At 40.9% G+C, this 25,880-nt stretch carries 19 protein-coding genes and 1 tRNA gene; 9 read left to right on the forward strand and 11 right to left on the reverse strand.

Features of this window, described 5'->3' with window-relative positions:
- Positions 1 to 65 precede the first annotated feature (65 nt).
- Positions 66 to 638, forward strand: coding sequence for a Maf family protein (locus FSB73_RS03735; RefSeq protein ID WP_146780179.1), 573 nt, complete (start codon positions 66 to 68; stop codon positions 636 to 638).
- Between the two features lie 206 nt (positions 639 to 844).
- A complete protein-coding gene (locus tag FSB73_RS03740; protein WP_146780180.1) occupies positions 845 to 3,241 on the forward strand; it encodes an FtsX-like permease family protein in 2,397 nt (798 codons plus the stop codon).
- Between the two features lie 88 nt (positions 3,242 to 3,329).
- Here FSB73_RS03740 and FSB73_RS03745 read toward each other — a convergent pair whose 3' ends face one another.
- Entirely contained in the window at positions 3,330 to 3,953 is a 624-nt protein-coding gene (locus FSB73_RS03745; protein WP_146780181.1) for an alpha-ketoglutarate-dependent dioxygenase AlkB family protein, read from the reverse strand.
- A 125-nt stretch (positions 3,954 to 4,078) separates the two neighbouring features.
- Complete coding sequence (locus FSB73_RS03750; protein ID WP_225974464.1) at positions 4,079 to 4,279, reverse strand: hypothetical protein; 201 nt, start codon at positions 4,277 to 4,279, stop codon at positions 4,079 to 4,081.
- 837 nt (positions 4,280 to 5,116) lie between these two features.
- Between FSB73_RS03750 and FSB73_RS03755 the strand changes: the two genes are divergently transcribed.
- The gene (locus FSB73_RS03755; protein ID WP_158639398.1) at positions 5,117 to 5,644 is read left to right on the forward strand and encodes a helix-turn-helix domain-containing protein; all 528 of its coding nucleotides are present in this window, start codon (positions 5,117 to 5,119) and stop codon (positions 5,642 to 5,644) included.
- A gap of 214 nt (positions 5,645 to 5,858) precedes the next feature.
- Here the strand turns inward: FSB73_RS03755 and FSB73_RS26240 are convergent, their stop codons facing one another.
- The 4 genes from FSB73_RS26240 to FSB73_RS03775 form a co-directional block, all read right to left on the reverse strand.
- Positions 5,859 to 6,203, reverse strand: coding sequence for a hypothetical protein (locus FSB73_RS26240; RefSeq protein WP_158639399.1), 345 nt, complete (start codon positions 6,201 to 6,203; stop codon positions 5,859 to 5,861).
- Complete coding sequence (locus tag FSB73_RS26245; RefSeq protein WP_146780184.1) at positions 6,158 to 8,338, reverse strand: AsmA family protein; 2,181 nt, start codon at positions 8,336 to 8,338, stop codon at positions 6,158 to 6,160. The genes FSB73_RS26240 and FSB73_RS26245 overlap by 46 nt, the downstream gene beginning before the upstream one ends.
- 131 nt (positions 8,339 to 8,469) lie before the next feature.
- On the reverse strand, positions 8,470 to 8,826 hold the full coding sequence (locus tag FSB73_RS03770; protein ID WP_146780185.1) for an ArsC family reductase: 357 nt from the start codon (positions 8,824 to 8,826) through the stop codon (positions 8,470 to 8,472).
- Positions 8,827 to 8,851: 25 nt separating this feature from the next.
- Positions 8,852 to 9,601 (reverse strand): pyridoxine 5'-phosphate synthase, encoded by a 750-nt coding sequence (locus FSB73_RS03775; RefSeq protein WP_146780186.1) that lies wholly within the window; start codon positions 9,599 to 9,601, stop codon positions 8,852 to 8,854.
- Between the two features lie 197 nt (positions 9,602 to 9,798).
- On the opposite strand from FSB73_RS03775, the gene FSB73_RS03780 reads away from it, so the two are divergent.
- From FSB73_RS03780 to rnr, 5 genes are read left to right on the forward strand one after another with little or no spacing between them, the layout of a single operon-like run.
- A complete protein-coding gene (locus FSB73_RS03780) occupies positions 9,799 to 10,647 on the forward strand; it encodes a DUF3822 family protein (RefSeq protein ID WP_146780187.1) in 849 nt (282 codons plus the stop codon).
- 31 nt (positions 10,648 to 10,678) lie between these two features.
- Complete coding sequence (locus FSB73_RS03785; protein ID WP_146780188.1) at positions 10,679 to 11,245, forward strand: RsmD family RNA methyltransferase; 567 nt, start codon at positions 10,679 to 10,681, stop codon at positions 11,243 to 11,245.
- A gap of 60 nt (positions 11,246 to 11,305) precedes the next feature.
- Complete coding sequence (locus tag FSB73_RS03790) at positions 11,306 to 11,905, forward strand: 5-formyltetrahydrofolate cyclo-ligase (protein ID WP_146780189.1); 600 nt, start codon at positions 11,306 to 11,308, stop codon at positions 11,903 to 11,905.
- Between the two features lie 15 nt (positions 11,906 to 11,920).
- On the forward strand, positions 11,921 to 12,970 hold the full coding sequence (lpxK, locus tag FSB73_RS03795; protein ID WP_146780190.1) for a tetraacyldisaccharide 4'-kinase: 1,050 nt from the start codon (positions 11,921 to 11,923) through the stop codon (positions 12,968 to 12,970).
- Between the two features lie 2 nt (positions 12,971 to 12,972).
- Positions 12,973 to 15,321: a ribonuclease R gene (rnr, locus tag FSB73_RS03800; protein WP_146780191.1), complete on the forward strand. Its 2,349-nt coding sequence runs from the start codon at positions 12,973 to 12,975 to the stop codon at positions 15,319 to 15,321.
- A gap of 655 nt (positions 15,322 to 15,976) precedes the next feature.
- Here the strand turns inward: rnr and FSB73_RS03810 are convergent.
- The 5 genes from FSB73_RS03810 to FSB73_RS03835 all read right to left on the reverse strand — a co-directional run bounded on the left by FSB73_RS03810 (position 15,977) and on the right by FSB73_RS03835 (position 23,156).
- A complete protein-coding gene (locus FSB73_RS03810) occupies positions 15,977 to 18,106 on the reverse strand; it encodes an endonuclease MutS2 (RefSeq protein ID WP_146780193.1) in 2,130 nt (709 codons plus the stop codon).
- Between the two features lie 93 nt (positions 18,107 to 18,199).
- On the reverse strand, positions 18,200 to 19,009 hold the full coding sequence (locus tag FSB73_RS03815) for an O-methyltransferase (protein WP_146780194.1): 810 nt from the start codon (positions 19,007 to 19,009) through the stop codon (positions 18,200 to 18,202).
- Between the two features lie 342 nt (positions 19,010 to 19,351).
- Positions 19,352 to 21,991 carry a TonB-dependent receptor domain-containing protein gene (locus FSB73_RS03825; protein WP_146780196.1) on the reverse strand — a complete coding sequence of 880 codons (2,640 nt, stop codon included), beginning with the start codon at positions 21,989 to 21,991 and terminating at the stop codon, positions 19,352 to 19,354.
- A gap of 245 nt (positions 21,992 to 22,236) precedes the next feature.
- Entirely contained in the window at positions 22,237 to 22,584 is a 348-nt protein-coding gene (locus FSB73_RS03830) for a hypothetical protein (RefSeq protein WP_158639400.1), read from the reverse strand.
- 498 nt (positions 22,585 to 23,082) lie between these two features.
- Positions 23,083 to 23,156: transfer RNA gene (locus tag FSB73_RS03835), tRNA-His, on the reverse strand.
- Between the two features lie 221 nt (positions 23,157 to 23,377).
- On the opposite strand from FSB73_RS03835, the gene FSB73_RS03840 reads away from it, so the two are divergent.
- The gene (locus tag FSB73_RS03840; RefSeq protein WP_158639401.1) at positions 23,378 to 25,555 is read left to right on the forward strand and encodes a carboxy terminal-processing peptidase; all 2,178 of its coding nucleotides are present in this window, start codon (positions 23,378 to 23,380) and stop codon (positions 25,553 to 25,555) included.
- Positions 25,556 to 25,880 lie beyond the last annotated feature (325 nt).

Genomic DNA, 25,880 nt, shown 5'->3' on the forward strand with positions numbered 1-25,880 from the left:
TTATAAGGTTACCCAATAACACCCTGTATTTTACTGATGAATATTCCGCCCGTCAGTTCTTCATTATGGCACAAAAAAAATTAATACTGGCTTCAGGCTCACCCAGAAGAAAAGAGCTACTAGAGGCGCTCGGCATTGAATTTTCTGTACAGACCGCCAACACGCCGGAGGATTATCCCTTGGATTTAGCTGTAATGGACATACCGGTGCATATAGCGACCAGTAAGGCAAAGGCAGTTGCAGCATTAGACAACGCGCAAAACATTGTCCTTGCTGCCGATACGATTGTGGTTCTGGAAGGTCGTGTACTAGGAAAGCCAAAGGATGCAGATGAGGCAAAATCCTTTTTAAATTTACTCTCAGGCAAGACCCATCAGGTCTTTACCGGCGTTTGTCTTTATTATGACGGGGCGCCGCACGGTTTTGCCATTAAAACAGATGTGCATTTTACGAAGCTTACAGCGGAGCAGATCAACTTTTATGTCGCGCAGTATAACCCCCTGGACAAAGCTGGAGCCTATGGCATCCAGGAGTGGATCGGCATGGTTGGTATTGATGAGATACACGGCGATTATTACAATGTAGTAGGGCTTCCTGTAAGTGCGGTAAGCAAAGCGCTAGCTGCCCTTGGATTTTAATTATCATAGATTTTAATATGACTGTCCGCTTTGGGTACACTGTGCCAAAAGCGGACAGTTTTATGTATAACATTCATCTTGTAATATATTGATTTACAAAATATTACAATTATGGCACTTTTATCGTAAGCTTGATTGTTAGTCAGTTAGAATAAAATCCGAGATTTTATTTCTGTCGTAATTCAATCTTAAACTCCTGGAAGCATATGTTTTACCACTATATTCGAATCGCCTGGCGTAATCTTCATCGAAATAAAAGTTTTTCCCTGATTAATATCGGTGGTCTGGCCATTGGTATGACGGTGGCGCTTGTGATTGGGCTTTGGATGCATAGTGAATTTCAATTTGACAAGAGCTTTAAAAATTATGATAAGATCGTGCAGGTAATGCGCCAGGACACCATCGAGGGGCAAATTGAAGTTGAATCCGCCATTCCTATCCCGATCAGTTCTTTTTTTAAAAATAAATACAACCAATATTTTCAACACATTGTCATCGCCTCCTGGTTTGAAGACCACATTTTAAGCAATCATCATAAGCCATTAGCTTTTAACGGTATATATATGGATAAGGGCGCAGGGGATATGCTCTCCCTACATATGGTTTATGGTAATTACCAAGCGTTTTCTGACCCAAATTCCATCCTTATTTCTAATTCAGTTTCAAAGGCTTTTTTTGGTAACAATAACCCCATTGGGCAAAACCTGACCATTGATAACGAATTCCCGGTTAAGGTGGTGGGTGTCTATAAGGATTTTAACCGTAATAGTAGTTTTAGCGGGCAGGATTTTATTGCACCTTGGCGTCTTTATGTCGCTTCCAATCCTTGGGTAAAAAAAGATTACGATCAGTGGGGCAATAACTCCTTTCAGTTTTTTGCTCAGTTAGCGCCCAACCAAACAGTAGATCATGTCAACCAGATCATCCAAAATGGACTAAAAAGGGAAGATATTCAAAATTTAAAGGAGGATCAAAGCACGTTCCGGCTACTGCCTATGCGCGATTGGCACCTACGCAATCAGTTTAAAAACGGTAAACAGACAGGCGGCTTAATATCCCAGGTACGTTTATTTGGTGTTATCGGTATTATGGTGCTGCTCATTGCATGCATCAACTTTATGAACCTATCTACGGCCAGAAGTGAAAAAAGAGCCAAAGAAGTGGGTATCAGAAAGGCAATAGGGTCTCTTAGAGGCCAACTCATGCGTCAATTTTATTTTGAATCGCTGCTGGTTAGTCTGATCGCATTTGTAATAGCGATGATCACTGTTTGGCTTGGACTCCCTTGGTTCAATAATCTATACCAAACAAATGTTACCATACCCTGGAGTAGTCCATTATTTTGGGCCGTACTTGTGGTATTTATTTTGATAACAAATTTAATTGCCGGAAGCTACCCGGCCCTTTATCTTTCCTCCGTAGGTGCGATAAAAGCCCTAAAAGGAAAATTTAAAGCGGGTACAAATGCAGTTACCTCCAGGAAGGTTTTGATTGTGGGGCAATTTACCCTTTCTCTGGTTTTAATTATTGCCACAGCTGTTGTCTATCAACAAATCAAATTCGCAGAAAACAGAAATCTGGGGTATGATAAGGATCAATTAATAGATATCCGCATGAAATCCAAGGATTTTTATGGCAAGTATGACTTGATCAGAAATGAATTGATCAGCAATCAAAGCATTAAGGATATGGCAGAGTCTTCCAGCCCAATGACACAGATCTGGACCTACAACGATGCATTTTTCTGGGAAGGAAAAGATCCTGCTTTAAAGCAGAGCTATGGCACTATTTGGGTAACTGCTGATTATGGCAATACCATTGGATGGCATATTAAAAATGGCAGGGATTTTTCTAAAAACAGGATAGCTGATAGCACGAGCATTATCTTAAATGAAGCTGCTGTACAATACATGGGGTTAAAAGATCCTATTGACAAGCGCATCCGGTGGGGAGCAGGGAAAGAGGCAAAAAACTACGAGGTTATAGGTGTGGTTCAGGATATGATCATGCAGTCTCCTAATAGCCCGTCACTGCAGACGATTTATTTTATGGATCCAGAACAGGCCAATTGGATTACCATCAGGTTAAATGCCGCTGCGGGTATTAACAATGCGCTGTCCAAAGTCCAGGCCACCTTCAAAAAATATATCCCAGATGCTCCCTTTGACTACAGTTTTGTCAGCAAGCAGTACGCTGATAAATTTGCCAGTGAAAATAGGGTGGCGACACTAGCCGGGCTATTTTCTTTCATGGCTATCTTTATTTGCAGCATTGGTCTTTTTGGATTAGCTTCCTTTATGGCAGAGCAGCGCATCAAAGAAATTGGCATTAGAAAAGTCCTGGGTGCTTCTGTCACCCAACTTTGGATTATGCTATCCAAAAGTTTCCTCTATTTGGTATTGGTCTCAAGCATTATTGCGATTCCAGTAGGTTGGTATGTGATGCATTTATGGCTCAGACGCTATACTTTCAGAACGCCAATAACCGGGTGGCTTCTAATTGCTCCCGCAATCATTGCCTTAGTAGTCACGCTGCTGACGGTCAGCTGGCAGGCCATTAAAGCCGCCAAAGTAAATCCCGTTGAAAGCCTAAAAACTGAATAAAGTCACCTTTCTTTAACTGTGTACCAGGCATCTTGCTGCCTATTAAAAAAAAGTACCGGCACTGCCTTCATAATATCCAAAGAATGCCCTAAACCTGCCCTTCCACAATCGTTCTGAAAGTTAAATTAACCCTCGGCAAGCGCACCTTTTTGGTAGGGGGCAACCGATGCAACCAATGGGTCTGCGTCGTTCCTGCCATCATAAGCAAACTTCCGTGTTCTAATAATAAAGCCACCTTTTCCCCGGTCTTTTTGTGTTTAAAAGCAAATTTCCTTTCTGCCCCCAGGCTAAGAGAGGCAATTGCCCCATTCTTTTTCAGATCCTTTTCTGCGTCGCTGTGCCAGGCCATACCTTCCTCACCGCTATGATAAAGATTTAAAAGACAGGAATTAAAGGAATGGCCTGTATTTTCTTCAATTAGTTGCTTTAAGGTGATGAGCGCTTCCGTCCAGGGGAGTGCATATTTAGTTGTATTGGAATACGTATAACTAAAAGCCTTATCACCATACCAGGCAACTTTTCTTTTGGTGGTAATTTTCTTGCCATAAATAACCGCCTCATCACTACGCCATTCAATATGCGCTAGTAGTTCTTTTAGAAAAATGTCCGCTTTTTGCCGCCCTAAAAGTTTCCCATAATAATGCACCGTTCCATCATAGGGCAACCAGTTTTTCGTGGGGTCTACTGTTTCTATTTGATCAAATAAATCCATGTTTACTTTAATTTTTGCTAGTTCGCTTCTAAACCTATAGAGCGCTATTCTAGCATCCTAACTGCATTATTATTACGCCTAATTGCATTGTTATCACTTTGTTATATAGATAAGATAGGCAGCCTTCATGCAATGTCTGCAAGGCCAGTAATCTTCATTAATCGCCTCTGACTGAATGCTAAAGAAAATTCTATTCTAATTTCGATTTTTTCAGCCAGTAGTGCAATCCAGCCTTTCATAAATCCTGTCCTTTCTATATTACCTCCAAAGGTAATTACTTTTTCTACGATTTTCTGAATATAATCAATATGGGTAAAAATAGGCAATCTCAATAAATTCCATAGTTATCCACTTTTTTTTAACCTCAAAAAACACCAAGCCACTGTTCCAAAAATCAATGAATTTTCTTCTAATTCCTTTTTACTGAATTCATAACGATAAAGTATGATCTTACAATTTCAAATAGGATAGCTTCCCATCTGAATAGTAATAAGTTTCCACAATTTATCCTTGAAATGGAATTAGAAGTAGTTTTGGAGGAGCCCAATCCCCTTGGAGTAATCCACGATATCCGATATCCTGTCATTAATTGTTACTTATTGACAATAAGTAACAATTAATATATTTTAAGAAAAAGAATATGTCATAGCATATCTATTTTCCCAATTAATAACGTATCTTTTCAGTATCTTCATTACAAGATGCTATGACATTAATAAGACAAAATATTGACAAAATGAGTACTTCAATGCGAGACTTAAATGCTCGCCTCGAAAGGACACTTCATGATGTAAAATCTTAAAGTGCAGGCGAGTCATAATGTACCCTTCATTATTAATGATAGCCGATGCAAAAGGAAAAATCAGTTTATTCACCGATATCCAGATGGAAAGGTGCATTTGATTCAACAAGACCTAGATACATCCAAAGAAGTCGTTCTAGAACAACTTTAAACTCCACAATGCGACCTAATCTATATGTTGTTGCGGGTCCTAACGGAGCGGGTAAAAGCATATTCTTTTCAACTTTGATTAAAACAGATTTCGGAGTATTCGTTTATGATGAACTGTCAAGAAATTTAATAAGGAAATACTTATAACAGCCAAGGAGGCATGTATGCACGCATCGTATTTGTGTTAAGAACCAGACAAAAAAGGCGTATTATGAAATCGTATAAAGAAATTGAAAAAAAACATAGTCCTGAAGAAATTGCGGAAGCGCTTGTTTTTCCAAACACGGATAGTATAAGTGAAAAAGAGGCTTTTATGTCCGAATTTCGGACTTTTAGAAAAACCTTATCAGAAAATCAGACGGAAAAGAATAAAAGAATTTCGCGTCTGCTTCAATTAAAATACTCAATTGAAGACTACATCAATTCACCAAATTTTATGAAGGATCACTTCTTCGGATTTTTTCTGAAGGCGTATATCAATAGTCTAGGAATAAAAAATAAGGATTTCGCAGCTGCTATAGATATTGACCCTACAGAATTAAGTCAGATAATTAACAAGCATAGAAACCCCACGGATAAAATTATTTACAGATTGGACATACATTCAAACAGGAATTTTCCGGCTGTGATGTGGTTTCGGATATTGGAAAAAGACAGGGAAGCTTTACTGTTGCACAATACTGAGTTAATTGAAAAAGAAAAAAGACATGTAAAGCGAAAATTAGATTTTTCTTTTTAATCCACTAGGATATCCTTTTGGTAAAAAAATAATCTTATCCAGTAAAAAATACCTGGGCATTAGTCCGGGTATTTTTTGCGTAGATATGCCCATCTGAGAAATCTGTCCGGTTAATTAATAAAATATTTAAACTGCTACTTTCTGGAATAAAGGTCTAATAGATGGCACAAAAAAGTAAAATAAAATAAGGGTTAAATTTAAGATAGAAGTTTGCCTACTTATCCTCTTTATCTCCATCCGGTCCCTTATGTAGCGGATCCCAAACAATTTTCACATCTCCGTTTTTATCATCTCTGGCTCTGAGATAAAGCACAATGCCTTTATTTTTTTTGGGTTTAAGTCCCTTCGCTTTTCGCTCTGCCACTTTTTGTGGGTTTCTAAGAGGTACAACAATACCAATATCCGTTCCCGGTCCAAATGCATAGGTTCCGTTCAGGCTTAGATTAATTGCACTGGACTCGATATTCATTTCCGGGATAGATACTTTACCATTTTTAATGGTCAGCACATTGCTCACTGGTTCAAAATAAATATGATCCAGGTTGCGTTTTCTAAACACAAATTTCTGAATGGTTTCAAAAGGCGCAAAATTAATAAGTTCACCGTTTTAAGTTTAAAAGAGACCTTTCCCGATAAACTCTTTTTAACGATGGCGGATTGATTATTTAATTTGCCCGCAATATTAATTTTTCCTGAAAAATCACCCGCAATATTTTTTGAGGTCAGTGTTTTCTGCCCCAGATTATCCAGACCATAAAATAATTTAGAGGTGTTGATCCCATTTAAATTCGCCATCAGTTTAAAGGGCACTTCCGTCAGATCTGGTTCCATAGAAACAGCTGCATCTAATGACCCGTCCGCAAATTGCATGGTGAGTGGCGCCAGTTTTATTTTATTTTGATCCAACTCCAGGACACCCTTCACATTTTTTGCCGTAAAAGAACTATAATATAAACGGTTGACAGAAGCGTTAATTTTCATAGCACTGGTTTCCATGAGCAAGGCCAACCTTTCGTTGACCTTATGATATTGTCTTCGCTGCTGGGCAGCCGATTTATTGCCTTTTACCTGTGTTAATCCCTTAAATTCAGCCAGATTCAGGGTATCACTGTGTAAATACCACTCAAAGGAGGCTTTTTGAGGATCATCAAAATAAACATTTAAAAACTGGCGGGCAATCCCATGAAGTTCTATGTCACTATTGCCTGTTGAAAGTGTACTATTATTGATCACCAGATCCGATCCATTAAAATCCAGATCTATATTGCCTTCCGTAAAGTGAATCTGATGCGGCACATAAGTAAACGCTGCATTTTTTATTTTAAGTCCCCCTATAATTTGATGCCCAAGGGTATCATGGGTCGCTACCCCGCCGTGATAATGTATCTTTAGATCCGCCGAGCCTTTGGTGAAATTAAAGGTTTGATTCAGGGCGGTGTTGAGTCTGGCCACAGGAAAACCGCTTCTTAGCTGAAAATCAAGCAAAGGATGTTTTAAATTCAAAAGCTGAATACTATCGGCAATAATTGGAATATCTAAATAATTGGCTGTCAAGTGATTGACCGTAACAGCTGAATTATCATCCCCTCTGCCACGACCTGGCACCACTTCATTATTAAAAGAGCCGGCGAAACTGGCATTTTTAAGTACACCAAAATTAGTCTGAAAATCATTGCTTGTGGTCTGCCAACGGGCATGTACCAGTGGCGTATCAGGAGAAGTAAATTTACCATTTAAGGAAACCTGCAGCGCAATGTCCTTGGATAAATTAAATCGTTTTAATTTATCAGCAATACTTTTACTTAGAATGGACAGGCTTTCCTTATAGCTGATCTTTGCTGCATCCACCTCTATTTTAAACCCAGGCTTCTGACTTTTAAAATCGAAGGTGGCGGATAATTTCATGGGGGTGCCTCCGATTAACAGTTGCTGGAAAGGCAACTGTAACTGTCCTTTTTCTCTGTCAAAAACCAGCCGCATCTTTCCTTTAAAATCCTTATCCGTCAGATAACCACCCTTTGCCAGGTTAAACCCAAGCTGACCAATATGCATCCAGGTCTTGGCCACTATATGCATCACATTGTTTCTTTCAGTGCTGGCCCCGTCAAATTCTTTAATCAGCACTTGTATTTTTTTGTTCTTGATTTTATGGTCAAATGTAAATAGTATATTATCCAGGCTAAAACTGGCAATATGGACTTCCTTTTTATTTTTTTTAGGTTTGGAACCGGGCTTTTTCTTTAACAAATACCCATTGGTAAAGCCTGTAGAATCTGTAAACAGATTAATTTGTCCATCCCTTAAGGTTATTTTACTTACCTGTGGATTGCCCCCAATGAGTGAAAACAGATTAAACTTTACATAAACCGATTTAAATTGCATGAGTGGCCTGTGGTTACCCTTGTCCGTGCTATCACTTAGCGCCACATCCTGTAATTCTAAAGCAACATCCGGGAAACCTTTGAAAAATGCCGGATCCATATCCCGGATTGTAAATTTCCCATCAATATGTTCACTGACAGAACTCGTTAATCGCTCCAGCAATTGTTGTTTATGGTTATTGATATACCAACCCGCCAGCAGCCAAACAATGATGAGTAGCAATATCAGGCCACCGACAGAAATTGCAGCAATTCTTGCCCACCTTGGGGATTTAGGCGGGAATTTGCGTGGAGATTTGGTTGCTGTTTCCATGTTATTTTCCAGTGTTATCGGGTTGATGCTAATTGAGCCGCTCTAAGAACTGTTTTGCAAAGTACATCAAGGATCAGGTAATTTAAAACCCGCAGTACCTGGTTACCTTAAAGTACTTCACAATTTGCCTGCTAATGTTGCCAGTCAACAGCATCATAGGTAGCCTCATCAAAACCGATTGCAATTACTTTGCCATCTAATTCAATTAGCGGCCTTTTGATCACGCTGGTCTTGGCAATGGCCAGATCAAAAGCTGCCGATTTATTGGTGATACTTTCTTTGGTCTGGTCATCCAACGCACGCCAGGTCGTTCCTTTTTTATTGATTAAAGGTTCCCATCCAATCTGGCTGGCCCAATTAGACAATATTTTTTTAGTCACACCCGCTTTCTTATAATCATGGAAAATATAAGGCACCTGATGGCCATTTAGATAATCCAGCGCTTTTTTAACGGTATTGCAGTTTTTAATGCCATAAACGGTATACATAGGAATGTTTTTATAGGTGAAAAGTTTAGGATGGGCTAACCACTGCAGCCGCAGTGGTAGTAGCCAGTCTTCTTCTATACATCTGAATGGTATTTTCCAGCCCCAGATAAAGTGCGTCACAGATCAAAGCATGTCCAATGGAAACTTCATCCAGAAAAGGTATATTGTCTTTAAAGAATTTCAAATTACTTAGATCCAGATCATGACCGGCATTTAAACCCAGGTTTAGCGATTTTGCTTTCTCAGCTGCAATAATATAAGGAGCAACTGCCTTTGCCCGGTTTTTCATAAATTCCCGTGCATAGCTTTCTGTATATAACTCCACACGGTCTGCGCCTGTAGTGGCGGCTGCGGCCACCATTTCCTCCACAGGATCCACAAAAAGGCTGACCCGGATGCCTACTTTTTTAAATATGGCCACCATCTCTTTAAGGTAGTCCTGATGTTTAATTGTGTCCCAACCGTGATTGCTGGTAATCTGACCGGCACTGTCCGGAACCAGGGTGACTTGATGGGGCTGCACTTCCAGGACCAGATCTATAAATTTCTGCTCCTGGCAATTCCCTTCAACATTGAATTCAACCTGAATATTTTTTCTGATGGCCCTAACATCACTGTAACGTATATGCCTTTCATCCGGGCGCGGATGAACGGTAATGCCCTGTGCACCAAAACGTTGAGCGTCAATAGCGGCTGCCAGCACATCTGGGTTGTCCCCGCCACGACTATTACGCAAAACGGCAATTTTATTTATATTTACACTAAGTTTGGTCATACTTATATTGATTTTACTTCTGACAATGATTTTGAATGGATGATAGAGCAGACTCTGAGTGAATCCCCTCCATTGTAATTAGGATGCAATTTGGGTGATTTAGAGCAGGCTCTACTCAAAGTTACATTAAAATTAATCAAAAATTTAGAGCCACCTTTCGTATTATTGCAAACAAACCTATTTTTTCAGTAAATTATATGCTACAGAAAACCTTTGAATTACAAGCAGCAGCCCCAAAAAGCCGTATTCTACAAATTGAATTAGGCCATCAGCATGTAACCATAAATACATTTAATAAGGATTTTAATCCTGTCTTTCAGCTGGAGCACTTTAATTTTAAGCCCCAGGGTGGCAAAGATGGGCTGGACTGGCAAAGTCTTTTGAAGGACCTCAAAAGTCAGTCTGCCATTTTATCTGCAGATAGTCCTTCTGAAAAAGTACTGATCACCTGGGAAAATGATCTGGTACAACCTGTCCCTACTGCATTATTCAAACCGGAGACCAAAGAGGGCTATTTTCAATACTACAAAGAAAGCATCACGGCCGAACCCACTGATTATAAACACCTAATAGATCCAACAGCCGAATATCAATTTGTATATAGTGTACCTTTAAGCGCCTTTGACTGCCTTAATGAGGACTATCCAGGTGCTACGCATCAGCACAAACAAGCCGCCATTACCCGTAAATTAAGCAGTTTTACAGATCATTATCCTTTAAAAGCTTTACTGGTATTTTACCAGGATCATTTTATTTTAACTACCTTTGCCCAGGAGCGCTTGCAATTAATAATTTCCCGGCCTTTCAATCATGGAGCAGATATTGTCTATCATCTGCTAAGTGCTATCAAGGAAGCTGGGGTAAGTCCAGATCAGTGTTGTGTCTATTTATCAGGGCTGATTGATGGCGACTCTCAACTTTTTAAGGAAATCTATAAATTTGTCCCGGTCATTGATGTGGACAGAATGGATAATATGGCGTATTTAACAGACCACCCGGATTATCCTTCGCATTTCTTTGTACCTTTTTATAAATATGTCCAGTAAAGTCTGGATTTAAGCAATTTGGATAAATAATATGAGAATTATATCCGGCATATACGGTGGCAGAAGAATTAAGCCCCCTGCTAAAATGCCCCATACAAGACCTACAACGGATATTGCCAAGGAAGGGCTATTTAACATCCTCAATAACCGTATGGCTTTTGAGGATATCAAAACGCTCGATCTTTTTGGTGGCACTGGCTGCATTAGTTATGAACTGGCCTCCAGAGGGGCAACAGATTTAACTATTATAGAAAAGGATGCCATTATGAGCCAGTTTATCCAGAAAAATATGGAAATGTTACAGGTGGAAGGGGCAAGGGTTCTGCGTCTGGATGTTTTTCAGTTTATTGAAAGCTGTACAGATCAATACGATTTTATCTTTGCAGGTCCACCATATGCACTGGGAACTATTGACGAACTCCCCCGGCAAATCGTTATGGGCGGCTTAATAGCACCGGATGGATATTTTGTATTGGAGCATACGCCACGTAATAATTATGAGGGGTTTGCCGGTTTTGAGATGCAGCGCAATTACGGCACTACAGTATTCTCCTTTTTTAGGGCAACAAACCCAAAAAGCGAGCCTACTGAACAGTAGCGCCTGGCTTAGGCAAAAATTAAATCTATTATTCCGATTTATCCTGCAAACAAATTTATCATGGAAATTCTTCGCAGTTTTAAAAAAAAGGCACTCCGCCCCTACTATAAGCACCTTCGGGCCAGCCTGGACAGGGAGAATTTGATAAAGATGAACCAACAGATAATGACCCAGTTTCTGAAACTACCTATCAGAGACAAGGACTATAAATATGCGTTAAGCTATTTGCCGATTACCATGACCAATGAGGTTGACACGGCGCCTTTTAATCATTATCTGCTCCATTATGTTGAGCCGTCCATTCAGGTGGCCTTTCCCAGGACAAATTTCAGGACCCTGAAAATGGAGGCGGTGTTACCTGACCAGGAGGCCAGGTTAACCCAAAAATGGCTAAAACTCATGGAACCAGATAAAGGATTGATACTGGATCCCCGGCAAATTGACCTGGTTTTGATGCCACTTTTAATATTTGATGTAAAAGGCAACCGGGTGGGATACGGAAAAGGGTTTTATGATCGGTATCTGTCTAAATGCCGCCAGGATATCTTAAAAATCGGGCTGAGCTACCTGCCAGCCATCAACAGAATCGAGGATGTTGATCCCTTTGATATACCTTTAGACTATTGTGCAACTCCAGAAAGGTTATATGACTTTACCTAAAGGCCGTTTAAATTTTTGGGGGTATATACTACTTCCCTTTCCTGGCCCCTAGCCCTGATCTATGGTGGGGTGATCCGTCTGCGGCACCTGCTGTATAATAAAGGGATATTGCCTACCCGTAATTTTGACCTCCCCATTATCTGTGTCGGGAATCTCTCTACAGGCGGCACCGGAAAAACCCCAACGGTTCTCTATCTATTGGATTTGTTAGGGGATCAAAAAGTGGCGACCTTAAGCAGGGGGTATAAACGCAAAACAAAGGGATTTTTGATCGCTAACAATGATACGGGGCCAGCTGATCTAGGTGATGAGCCTCATTTATTCCATCAGCAGTTCCCAGAGGCCATTGTAAGTGTCGGAGAAGACCGGTGTGCCGCTGTGGATCAACTTATGCATTTACCCGACCCGCCAGAGGTGATCATACTTGACGATGGCTTTCAGCACCGCAGGCTTCGCCCTGGGTTTTCGATTATCCTGACCGATTATAGTCGGCTGTTTTCCAGGGATTATCTACTGCCCACCGGGCAGTTAAGGGACATCCGTAAAGCAGCTAAAAGGGCCCAAATGATCGTTGTGACCAAATGTCCGACCGACTTAGCTACGGCAGATAAAGAAAAATTAACCAACGAACTGTGTAAGTACGGGCCAAAAATTGTACTTTTCAGTTATATTCATTATCAAAAACCGCTTTCTTTAACATCCGGTTCGGTAGCAGATTTAAGTGGACCCGTGCATATTTTGCTCCTGCATGGAATTGCAAGACCAAAATCCCTTAGAGAATATGTCCGCCAGCTGGATCCTGATTTTAAAGAAATGGCCTATGAAGATCATCATGACTATACTACCGCAGATATTCAAAACATCAAAAATGCCTTCCGGCAGCTTCCTGAAGGTAGGCGGATGGTATTGACGACCGAGAAAGACAGTGTCAAACTCAGACAGTTTGATCATTTAACGGCAGCATTGCCGATTTATATACTACCCATAAAACTGGATTTTTTATTCCAGGGGGAAGGGATCTTTAACGAACAGATCCTTGCATTCACTCATAACTACAAGCATTAATTATGTCAAAAGACAAAAGAAATACGAAAATTAAAAATAAACAAAAGACCAGGAGTCCACAGGCCAGCAAGGCGGCCGGCACCTTGGTTGGTACACTGGATATTACCCGTAGCGGTATGGGCTATGTAATTTTGAAAGACCCAGACCTGAAAGACATCATGGTTCGGTATCCGGATCAGGCAACCGCCCTGCACGGAGATACCGTGGAGGTTAAAATTACAAAGGTAAGCGCTACCACCGGCCGTCGGGAAGGCAAGATTACCAAATTAATCAAAAGGCATCAGACAGAATTTATCGGCACCTTAAGCGTTTCTGAAAACTATGCTTTTTTTATAGCTAATTCTGTCGCCCCTATGCCGGATTTTTATATCCCCAGAGGCAAATACCAGAATCTCCCCAGCGGCACCAAAGTCATTGTCCGATTAACCAACTGGGATAAACGTAGCAGAAAGCCAGAAGGCGTCGTGGTATCTAGTGTCAGCCCGGAAAAGGAAAATGACTTCGCCATGAAAACCTTACTCACCAATAATGGGTTTACTATTGGCTTTTCTGAGCAGGTACAGCAGGAAACGGCGGCGCTCCCTACAGTGATTTCTGAAGAAGAGATCAGTAAAAGGAAGGATTTTAGAGAAACCCTGACTTTCACCATTGATCCGGCAGATGCCAAGGATTTTGATGATGCCATTTCCTTCAAAAAAATAGATCGCACTTGGTATGAAGTGGGTGTACATATAGCCGATGTAAGTCATTACGTAAGACCGGGCAGCGAACTGGATAAGGAAGCAGCACTCAGGGCTACCTCTGTGTATCTTCCAGACCGTGTAAATCCGATGCTGCCTGAGCAAATATCCAATGTGCTTTGTTCCCTCAGACCGGGAGAGGAAAAACTGAGCTTTTCTGCTGTGTTTATTATAAATAAGAAGGGTCAGGTTAAAGATACCTGGATCGGCAAGACAGTCATACATTCCGATCATCGCTATACCTATGAAGACGTTCAGGAGATTATTGAAGGCGCCAAAGGTCCTTATCAAAAGGAGATTCTATGGATGAAGGACATGACTCAAACACTCAGAGAACAGCGGTTTAATAAAGGAGCCATTAACTTTTCGTCCCAGGAAGTAAAATTTAAACTGGACGAAAACGGCAAGCCTATTGGCATTGAGATTAAAGAAAGCAAACCCGCCCATCAGTTGGTAGAAGAAATGATGCTTTTGGCAAATAAGGCGGTAGCTACATATGCCTCCTCCATAAAAATTGGCGATAAGCCGCTTCCTTTCCCTTACCGGGTGCATGACCAACCGGATGAAGAAAAATTTGCCAGTTTTGTCCCCTTTGCCCGTAAATACGGATACACCTTTGACACCAGTACGCCCGAAAAAATAGCCAAAAGCTTTAATGAAATGCTGGCGCAAGCAAAGGGGAAACCTGAACAACATTTGTTGGAGCAACTAGGCGTCAGAACGATGGCCAAAGCGGTTTATACAACCGAAAATATTGGACACTATGGGCTTGGGTTTGAAGACTATTGTCATTTTACCTCTCCCATCAGACGTTATCCGGATGTACTTGTACATCGCATCATTGAAAGCTGCCTGGCTGGGCATCCTATCATAGACAAACAACTGGAAGAAAAATGTAAACATTGCAGTGAAAGGGAGCGTGCGGCGATGGAATGTGAAAGAGCCGGCAACAAATACAAACAGGTTGAATATATGCAACAGTTTGTAGGGGAGACTTTCCCGGGTGTTGTTTCTGGAGTAGCTGAATTTGGCTTCTGGGTAGAGACTGTCCATGAAAAATGCGAAGGTCTTGTCAGCGTCCATACCTTAATGGAGCCTTATGACTATATTCCTTCAGAATATATGTTACAGGCTGAATTTTCTAAGCGGAAAATTCAGATGGGCGATCCGGTAACCATACAGGTCGTATCTGCTAATCTAGACAAACGCCAAATGGATTACCACCTGATCGATCCAAGTTTCCAGGCTAATACCCAAACAAAAGGCGCTTCAAAGAGCAAAGGTGGTAAATCACAAGGAGGTAAATCTTCCAGGAAGTCAACAAAAGAAGGCAAAAGACAAAAGGAGTCAGCAAATACCCAGGCTGCAGACAGCGCAAACAGCAATACTAAAGACACCACCAGTCAGCACCAAAAAACAAATAAAAGAGGCAGGAAGGCTGAAGCAGCTCAATCAGAAACGAAAGACAAAAAGGTAGTCAAGGTTGTCCAAAAGCGGGCAAAAAACAGCGAAGAATTACCAGTGTCTATTGAAGGAGCCTCCACTGTTAAAAAGAAAAAGGCCACAAGTAAGCCCAAATCCAGTAAAGTTGGCCAGAAAAAGGAAAAATAGACGGTTAATCCACTTTGATAATATTAAAGGGGCTGTCCGGAAGGCGGCCCTTTTTCTTTATTCATTATTTACTTGCAAAAGCATACAATAAAAAACATAAATAAAAACAACAACTTGGATATTCAGATAATACTTGCCGAACTTATTAGTGCGTAGGTTCAATACCTTTTAAAATTATAGGCAAAATTACCGCTTTGGATAAATGGGTAGTGTAAAAATGGAATGGCTCTACCATGTACGTTAGAATTTCGTAAATTTGACCATTGCCTAAACCATTTCTAATCATGATAACTAAAGTAAGCAGGACGGAAGCGATTAAAGCTAAATTGAAAAGTGAAGGTAAAGTTACGTCCCTTAATAGCAAGCAACATATTGCAGCTATTATAGCGATGAATAAACGACTTGAATCAGCGAGAAGAGCGTTCCAAATAATGGATAGAAAATCTATAAACGAAGCTGCTTCTATTATATTGACAGCATAAATTAGAGACTGACCAAGTGCACAGAAAAGCAAGAGATTGACGCACCGATGAAAATTCCAGTGAGGAATTTTCATTTTAGATAAATGCAAGTCAATCACCTATGGGTTCAGGAAATCAATCACCTATTGGACTGACCTTGGTCTAAGGGGACTGGCAAAACAATCCAAATTAGCTTATCTTTCTTTTTCTTTTTTATTTTCATCTTCCTTCGGCTTGGCCTTTACCGCCACCAGATCTGATAAATCTACCTGCATCGGCAAGACACCTATTTTTACAACGGCTCTTTTTCCTCGGATTTCTATCACTTCCCCTACCTGATGATTCTTTTTACTTTTAACCTGCATCCCTACTTCAATAGGCGTATCCAGCTCATCAAAATTAGACTTGATCTTTCTGGCCATTTTCCCGGTAACTACTTTTTCATTTTTAGGAAACAAAATGGCAGCAAACTCTTTGATAACAGCATCCTTTTGTTCCGCCTTGCGCCAGCTAATCATCAGTTGTCTAAGTTTACGCTCCGTATCTTTTAAGTATTTGACCTTTTCCTCAGAAATCTGATTTTGATGTTTTAGCAGTTCTACTTGCTGTTTGTGCGTTTCTTTATTAAGCACCCGCTGCATATCCGCCTTCAGCTTGTCATTTTCCCGCATTAGTTTATGGAGCTGGCGTTTTTCTTTTTCCAGTTCCTGTAATCCCTGTTCCGTAGAGTTTAAAAGTTGATCCAGCTTGAACTGGTTTTCATCTACCAGACTACGGGCCCGTTCAATTAAGGCCGGCGGCAGGCCAATGCGCTCGGCAATAGAAAAAGTATAGGAACTGCCAGGTTTTCCAACCAGCAGCTGATAAAGCGGCTGTAATCTACGTTCATCAAAGGCCATCGCACCGTTAAATATCCCTACCGTTTTGCCCGCCATAATTTTTAGGTTCAGATAGTGTGTGGTGACAATACCGATTGCATGTATTTTTGCCAGTTGTTCTAAAATCACCTCTGCAAAAGCGCCTCCAAGGTTCGGATCGGAACCGCCCCCTAGTTCATCGATAAAAAATAAGGTTCGTCCATTGGCATTTTCTATAAAATGCTTCATATGCAACAGATGAGATGAATAAGTACTCAACTCAAATTCAATGGATTGGGTATCTCCCATATGGATAAATAACTGCTTGAAAATCCCCATCTGAGAATCCGGATGCACTGGCACCAAAAGACCACTTTGTAACATGATCTGCAAGAGCCCGACGGTTTTCATAGTAACGGTTTTACCTCCCGCATTGGGGCCACTGATGATCAGAATCCTGTTTTTATCATCAAAGCTTAGGTTAACTGGTATCGTCCTTTTCTGGCTTTTTTTATTATACAGCAAGAGCAGCGGATGATAGGCGTCAATGAGGCGCATTTGTGTTTTATCAATCACGACTGGCAGGCTGGCCTGCATATCGATGGCCAACATGGCTTTTGCCCTGATAAAATCAAAAAGACCGATAATTCTGTAATATGATTCCAGCAGCGGCGCATATACCGATAAAGAAGACGTTAGGGCACGTAGTATTTTTTGAACCTCCTTAAGCTCATCGTTTTCCAGTTCATAAACCTGGTTATTGAGCTCTGTCGTCTCCTCAGGTTCCATAAAAGTGGTTCTACGACTATCGCTTTCTCCATGGAATACACCTTTGATCTGCCTTTTGTACTCAGAAAGAATGGCAATAACCCTGCGGCCATTGCTAAAGCTTTCGCTGATATCTGCCGTATAACCGGCTTTGCTGAGTTTGGCAACGACTTTCTCAAAAGTGCGTCTGAGTTCCTGACGTTTTCTGTATAAACTTTGACGGATTCTGGCAAGGTCCTGAGATGCGCTGTCTTTCACCTGACCGTTTTCATCGAGCACCTCATCGATCATCTGGGCGATCAATTTTTCATAATAGGCGTCTTTGATCACAAGCGCCATATTGGGAAAGGCAAGCCTCCTTTCATTATTAAACCAACGAAAAATATTTTCAGTTACCGTGAGTAATTTGCGGATATCCAGCCACTGTTCACCAGTCAACATGCTACCGGTAATACTCAATAATTTTATTTCTTTACTCAGATCACCTGCATGCTCGCTGGGAAAATACAGTGCCTGTTCAATAATTAATTTGTACTCATAAGCCTGGCGCAATTCCATTAATAAATGCTCCAGTTTGGTATGCAGGCGCAGTCGTCCCACACGGTGCTTGGCAAAGCTGGTGGAACAATGCTGGTCTAGTAAGGTCTTTACCTTATCAAATTCCAACTGAATAAATGCATTTTCCGGATATACTTTCATGAATAATTTACTACTTCTAAAATGGTCTATACTTTGAATTTGCCCAAAGTGGGTTCTCTTTATTTTTATTAGGTAATCTATCTCTTTTAGAACCTAAAATTGGATCGTAAAATCCTGTTTTACTTTATTTTCTTTTCTAAAAAAAACAATACCAATAAAAAAAAGATCGATGGTCAGGGTAACTGCTGCTGACGCTTTAATAGCCGCCCAGGCCTCCTCCATTTCACTACTCCAGTGAATATCATCAAATATAATGACGGAATCTTCCTGTAATAAAGGTAATAACTCCTGGAAATATCTAAGCGTGGGTTCCTTTCTGTGGTTGCCATCAATAAAGACAAAATCCAGCGGCACCCCTTGTAGTCCCAGCTTTTTGGTCAATTCAGGCAGTTTCATATCAAAATTGCCCTCGATAAGTTTAATATTATGCAACCCGAGTTCACTGAAATTATGCCTGGCCACCTCTGCAATTGCGGGTGCGCCTTCCATCGTATATACGGTCGCATTCTTGTGCCCGCTAGCCAGATAGGCCGTTGTCACCCCAAAACAGGTCCCTAACTCCAATATGGTAGCAGGTTGCATTTGTTGCACCATCCTAAATAAAAGGCGGCTGTATTTTTTGGGTTTCAGGGAAGATTTTGCAATATCCCCTATGCGCCGTGTATTGCTGGGAATTACCCTCGATCCTGCCCCAAAATCCTGTACATCAATGGATCTTTCGTCGGTAGCCAGGATCCTTCTTAAGGCAGCCAGTGGCTGATAACAGGGATAAGTTCTTTTATCCCTTAGCACTTCCCGGACAAAACTATAAACAAAGGGGGAATGGATACCATGCCCCTTACCATTTAAGGCATTTTTCCTGTATTGCAGGTACTTACGGGCTAAGGTGTATTTTGAAAACATGGCGCAAATATACGAGTGGTCATTGAATTTAGGTGCAAGCTTTGGCAAATCCTATGAAAATGATGATTATCAATACTTAAGGCTAATTGTAGCACTTATAAAATATTATATACTATTACAATATAATATCAATAAAGACAAAGGGTCTGACAATGCAACCACTAATGTTACTTTGTCAGACCCTTTATATATTAATTATTGTACTGGTTAATATATGTACTATTTAATAGTACAGTTTATTGAATACAGTATGTAGGTAGCTATGTTGTGCTGCTTTTCTGGACAATTGTTACTGCACTTCGTTTTATATTGCTGCATAGAGTGTCTGGACTGTCCTGTGGCTTACATGCCACCTTGACCCATGTCGCCACCCTGGCCACCCATATCACCGCCATTATCGCCGCCCTGACCTGGTTGTGCCTTACGCTTAAACAGGGATTTATCGATTTGACCAAAGCGCCAGCTTAGGGTAAAGCGAACAATCCTTGGGGTACGGAACCTGCTGGAATATTCCTCTGTAATGGCTGTTCTGGAATAAGAATCATGTTTATTGGTGCCAAATATATCACCGATGGAAGCCGTCAGGGATAAAGAATTACCCTCACCCCATTTCCAGTCCTTTTTAACAGCCGCATCTATCCGGTAGTAGGGAGATATATAGCCCTGAGCTGTTCCCAGGTTACTGCCGCCCCATCCATGACGATTGCTGCTACCATTGGGTAATACTGTTTTAGCATGATAGTCTCCTGAAAGCTGGAAGGAAAATCCTGCCGGCAGCTTAAAGGTGTTATTTAGTTTTGCAAACCAACTCCACTGCTGATTGCGGATATTGGATCCATCTATATCTTTTGTATTAATGATAGAATTAAAGATATTGACGTTTCCGGTCAGATCCCAGATTTTAGCCAGCGTCATTTTATCGGTCAGTTCCAATCCATAAGTATAACTGGTATTGGCATTGATGTAACTGTTTACTATGGTAGAGTCATTAGACGGATCTACTTTGGAATCAATATATTGATAACGCGTAATCATATCCATGGTCTGGCGCATATAACCGCTGACCAGAAAATTATTGTTTGCGCCATAACGTATATTATAGTTCAATTCAAACAAATTGGTGAACTCTGGTTTAAGGTTGGAGTTACCGACCCGGATATTATATGGATCAGAGTAATCATAAACCGGAATCAATTGCCAGAAATTAGGGCGATTGGTTTTACGGGAATAACTGGCCTGCAGATCCTGCTTGTCATTAACGGTGTAGGTTAAAAAGGCGCTAGGGAACAGGTTTAATGGATAGCTCACCGAAAACGGTGTATAATTGTTGCCATCAATGGTGTAGTTCTTTCCGTTATATTCATAGCGTTCTGCCCGAAGACCTAACTGATAGGTAAACTTCTCGGACAGTTTTGAGGACCAGATACCATAGGCTGCATAAGTCTTCTCATCATAGGAATACAAGCTGGAAACACGGGTATTGAGTTTCATGCCATCCAGTCCAGTAGCGGTACCAGTGGAGTCTTCGTATTGATAGTTGGAGTTATTGCTGTTCTGGCTGTCAAAACGCAGACCTGCCTCAATTTTGCTATTCTCGGTAATCGGGTTAACATAATCTGCCTGAACGGTATAGCGTTTGCGCTTGCCATCTCCAAAAGTTGTTCTTAATATATTGGGGATACGGGGATCTGTAAACTCGGGATCATTATAAATACCGGTATTCAGATTAGAATTATTCCCATTGTCAGAATTGCTGTAACGAGCGTCAAAGGTCAGGTTATGATCCCCATCTTCGTTAAACAGGTGTTTATAGGACAACTCTCCATTAAGGTCTTTAAAATGAAAACCTGAATTGGTTGCCAGGCGGCTATAGGAATAAGGATCTTGCCCTGCAACCAATGAGTCCACATATTGCGGTTGATCCTGATCAAAAGTTCCTTTTACATAACGGCCTTCCAGGGTAATGGTATTGCGCGTATCAAGCAAATAGTCCACACCGGCATTATAGAAGCTGAAGGAGCCGGTACTATGGGATACCCCTGTTTGAACAATTGAGGTATCATTGTTGAAAAAATTACGACGCGTGGAGTTGTCTGTTTCAGAGTTTCTACCCCTGTGCATCCCTCTGGCAAAGAAATTGAATTTACCCTGGCGAAAAGCAAAGTCACCACCAAAATTCAGAGCACCGCGCGTATCCACACCGGCAGTCAGTCCGCCGTGATAGCCACTTTTGCGATCTTTTTTGAGGACAATATTAATAATACTACCACCATTACTGGAGGCATCAAATTTAGCGGAAGGGTTGGTAATCAACTCTACCTTGTCAATAATATCTGAAGGAATCTGATCGAGCGTCAAGGTGGTTGGCTTTCCGTCGATAAATAATTGTGGTGATCCACCTCTTAAGGTTACATTACCATCCAGATCCACATCTACTGACGGAATCTGCGCCATCACTTCCTCTGCAGTCTGTCCGGTACTAACCAGACTTTGGGCCACACTGAAGATCTTTCTATCTACACCCATTTTAAAAAACTGATCAGAAGTAGCATTAACGGTAACATCTTTCAATTTGGAGGTAGAAGTGACCATTTTAATCGTTCCCAGATCCTGGATATTGCCATCATCAGATAAACTGAATACTTTCTGAAAGGTTTCATGTCCCACCACGGCAACCAGTATTTTCAACTTGGATGGTGTAGGGAGGTTACCCAACTGAAATGTACCGTCGTTTTTGGAGATCATGGAACCGACCAACAACTGCCGTACCCTGTGGGTGGCAGTGTCCAATATATCCTGATAAATCTGAACGGAGGCACTGGCAATCGGAGTCCCTGATTCCTGTTCCATTACAAGGCCCTTAATGGTACCATTTTTTTGAGTAGATACAATAATATCGGAACTTGGGGAAGCCTGCTGACTAAATGCTGAAGTACTTACTAAAGTCGTTGCGAATAATAATGCTGCGGTAATAAATTTCATAAATTGTTAAACTAATCAGAATTTTCAGCGTCTAAATAATTAAATAAGCGTTTTTCTTATCGTAATAAAAGTAAAGAACCTGCTATTACGTTATCTTAAAGCCTTTGGAATTCTGCAAAGGTGTGATTTAAAATACATTAACAGTGTTATCAAATTACAAATAACCCGTGTATAGACCTTTTTTGGGCCTGATAGTTAAGACACTGATTCTTAAAATCGGTGAAAACAGCAAATGTTTAGGTGAACTAAGCAGCAATCAACCCAATTAACAAACCATATATCAAGCCAAATACCAAAGCGCCCCATTTTACCTTAGAAAACAGGCCTTTTAATTTGCTTTGCGTCCCGGAAATATAACTGTACACTGCCGCAGATTGCAATTTTTCTGTTAACATGGGATATAACCGGTCATCTTCTAATAAGCCATCCGCATATTGCCCGATCAGTTGTGGGAAAAGTACACTGATCTCTGAGACAAAGACCTCTTTGATTTGCCCAATGGTCTTGTCGCCAATGAGCATAGCTACCATAGGCATTGATTTGGGTAGTTTTTCTCTTAAAAAAAAGTCAATATGTGATTCAATTTGCGGCATCAGTTTATCCATCTTATCTTGCGCGGTAATCTCCTTTTTTAAATTCTCTTTATGGGTCAGGATTAACTGATAAATAATATCAGCCAGTTTCTGGCTCAGTTTTTTAAAATTGGCCGGAACGGCCCCTGGACCTTTATTCCAGCTATATTTACCGGTTGTTCGGGTTTAAATACCAGATAAAGCATCAAACTGACACATAACCAACAACCAATACCATTTATAAGTGCAGAAATTAAAATAGTGGACATAAATTGTAATCGTATAAATATTATTATAGTATAGAAGATAAAACCTGCAAGCTATACCCTATGGTAATATTATTTTTATAATATAGTAAAGATAAGCATTCAGCCTTTATCTATCCGCAAAACACCCGGCAAAATCCCTTAAGCAAAACCAAGGCTTTACCCCCAAATGATGCACCCAGTTTTTACTTTTAAGGCACAAAAAAACCATAATTGCTTAAAGGACAATTACGGTTTTTAAATTTTACTTTTGGGAGAACAATGGGTCTCGAACCCACGACCTTCGGAACCACAATCCGACGCTCTAACCAACTGAGCTATGCTCTCCGTTTCGGGTTGCAAAGATATACAATTCAGTATCTCTTCCAAATAATTCAAGAAAAAAATATTGCGCAATTTCTTACAAAAATGATGCTTGAATATTAAAAAACTGCCAAATATGTTAGACGGCGACATTTTTTTATGTTGCAACGCTGAATATTAATTCTAATTGTTTATGTTTACCTTCGATTATTTTGAACAAAATGATATTAAAAATATACAACTTTATGATGAGTAAAAAAGCGCTGCCCGTGTTTGCTTTGGTATTAATGGGCGGTATTCTGGGCGCTCTTTCCTGTAGAGGCAGTAACGAAAATGACACCCTGACCAGGCAGCAGCAACTACTGGTGGGGCTGGGGATGATCATAGAACAGCGTCATTATTCTCCTAAACCCATTGATGATAAATTCTCTGAGCAGATTTTTGACAAATTTCTGGGTTCACTGGACGGGGAAAAGAACATCTTCTTAAAATCCGACATAGAAAACCTATCTGTATATAAGGACAAGATAGACGACGAGATCCATGGCCGTGCCGCCATGAAGTTCTACCCTACTGCCATCAGTATATTCCAGCAGCGCATTGCGGATTTAAAGCCGCTTTACCATGATATCCTCTCAAAACCCTTTGATTTTAATAAGGACCAGACTTACCAACCGGTCAGCGACAGCCTGGATTATCCTGCAGATCAAACAGCGGATAAACAAGCCTGGTATGATCGGTTAAAATACAGAACACTAGTGGCTTATAATGACTTGCTTTCTCAAAAGGCCAAGGCAAAGCCCACAGATTCTTTGGCCAAAAAGTCAGATGCAACCCTGGAAAAGGAAGCTAGAGAAACTGTTAAGTCTTATTATGACAGGTATTTTGACAAAAGATTCAATCCGGCCACTTTTAATGCCACCCAGCAATTCAGCTTATTTGTCAATACGATTACCCATGAAATGGACCCGCACTCGGATTATATGCCGCCACTAGATCAACGGGAGTTCAATGAAGAGATGAGTAACCGTTTTTATGGTATTGGCGCACAACTCATGGAAAAAAACGGCCAGATCAGTATCGAATCCGTAATTGCCGGTGGCGCTGCCTGGAAAAGCAAGAAGATCAATGTAGGGGATATCATCCTAAAGGTCGCCACCGGAGAGGCGCCTTTAGTAGATTTGAGTGGTTATGAGATCACTGAAGCCGTAAAACTGATCCGTGGCGCTAAGGGCTCCACTGTCCGGTTGCAGATCAAAAAGGCATCTGACGGTACCATTGAGACTTTAAGCCTTATCCGTGAGGAAGTTAAATTAGATCAGGCAGCAGCTAAAAGCTTAATTATCAACCACAATAATCAAAAAATTGGTTACCTGAGCCTGCCGCAGTTCTATGCGGACTTCCAGGATGACAAAGGTGCCCGCTCTGCTGTAGATGTCGCAAAAGAACTTAAGAAACTAAAAGCAGCTGGCATCAAAGGGCTGATTATTGATCTGCGTACCAATCCAGGGGGATCACTGGCAGACGTCAATAAGATGATTGGTTATTTTGTAAAATCCGGTCCTGCCGTACAGGTGAAAAACCGCAGCGATCAGAGCCAGCAGTTAATGGATAACAATGATTCTGACGGGGTAATGTATGATGGACCCATGATTGTTATGGTCAATGAGTTCAGTGCATCCGCCTCAGAAATCTTTGCGGCCGCTATGCAGGATTACCACCGCGCTATTATTGTCGGCTCCACTTCTACCTATGGCAAAGGAACAGTACAGACGCAGTTGCCTCTGGGCAAACCCAATGCGAATGGTATGCCTGAGTTCGGTGGCCTTAAATTGACGGTTGAGAAGTTTTACCGTATCAATGGCGGCTCTACCCAGCTAAAAGGAGTTTCTTCTGATATCGTACTGCCTGATTTACTGGAATCTGTTAAAGCCAGGGAAAAGGATAATCCTTCTGCCCTGCCTTGGGATAAGATCAACCCAGCTACCTATACAATCTGGCACCCTGCCTATAATACCGATTCTGTCATCGCCAGAGCCAATCAACGCATCAGCCAGGATCCGGTGTTTAAGGCCATCACCCATACCAATACCTGGATGGATGCCAATGAAAACAGACCCGTCAGCCTGAACCTGAAAACATATAAGGCAGATCAGGATAAAATCCGTAAGATGTTTGATAAGGACGACAAGGGCGTAAAATTGAAAGATCCTTTGTCCATCACCATTATGCCGGTAGATTACAAGCAATTTGTGGAGAATCCAGATAAAACCAAAGTGGATTTTTATAAAAAATGGAAGACCGATGTCTCTAAAGATGTCTACTTAAAGGAAACGACGCAAATCATGGAAGATATGATTAGCCAGCAAAATACTTTGCGGCTTCTGATATCGGCCAAGTCAATAAATAAGTGTAAATCCTAAAATAATCACCAAAAGGCAGTCTATTAAAAGACTGCCTTTTTTGTTGTCTTATGTCTTATCCCCTTCTGAACTGACTTTCAGCTGCACAAATATTGCTGATTTTGACAATGGGACACTATCCTCAAGACCTGGCCCACGCTTAATTTTATCTTTTTAAGCATTAAGATCCTTTCCAGCTCCTTATATACCAAGTATGCTATGAAGCATATCGTTACGTAAGCTTCTATCTTTTTTTTTTTTTTTTGGGGGGGGGGTAAAATGGAACATTGGTCATCGGGATACCGACCGCCATAACTGCTGATGCCGATTTCAAAAAATATTACAT

It is taken from the genome of Arachidicoccus ginsenosidivorans (genome assembly GCF_007971385.1).
Taxonomy (GTDB): domain Bacteria; phylum Bacteroidota; class Bacteroidia; order Chitinophagales; family Chitinophagaceae; genus Arachidicoccus; species Arachidicoccus ginsenosidivorans.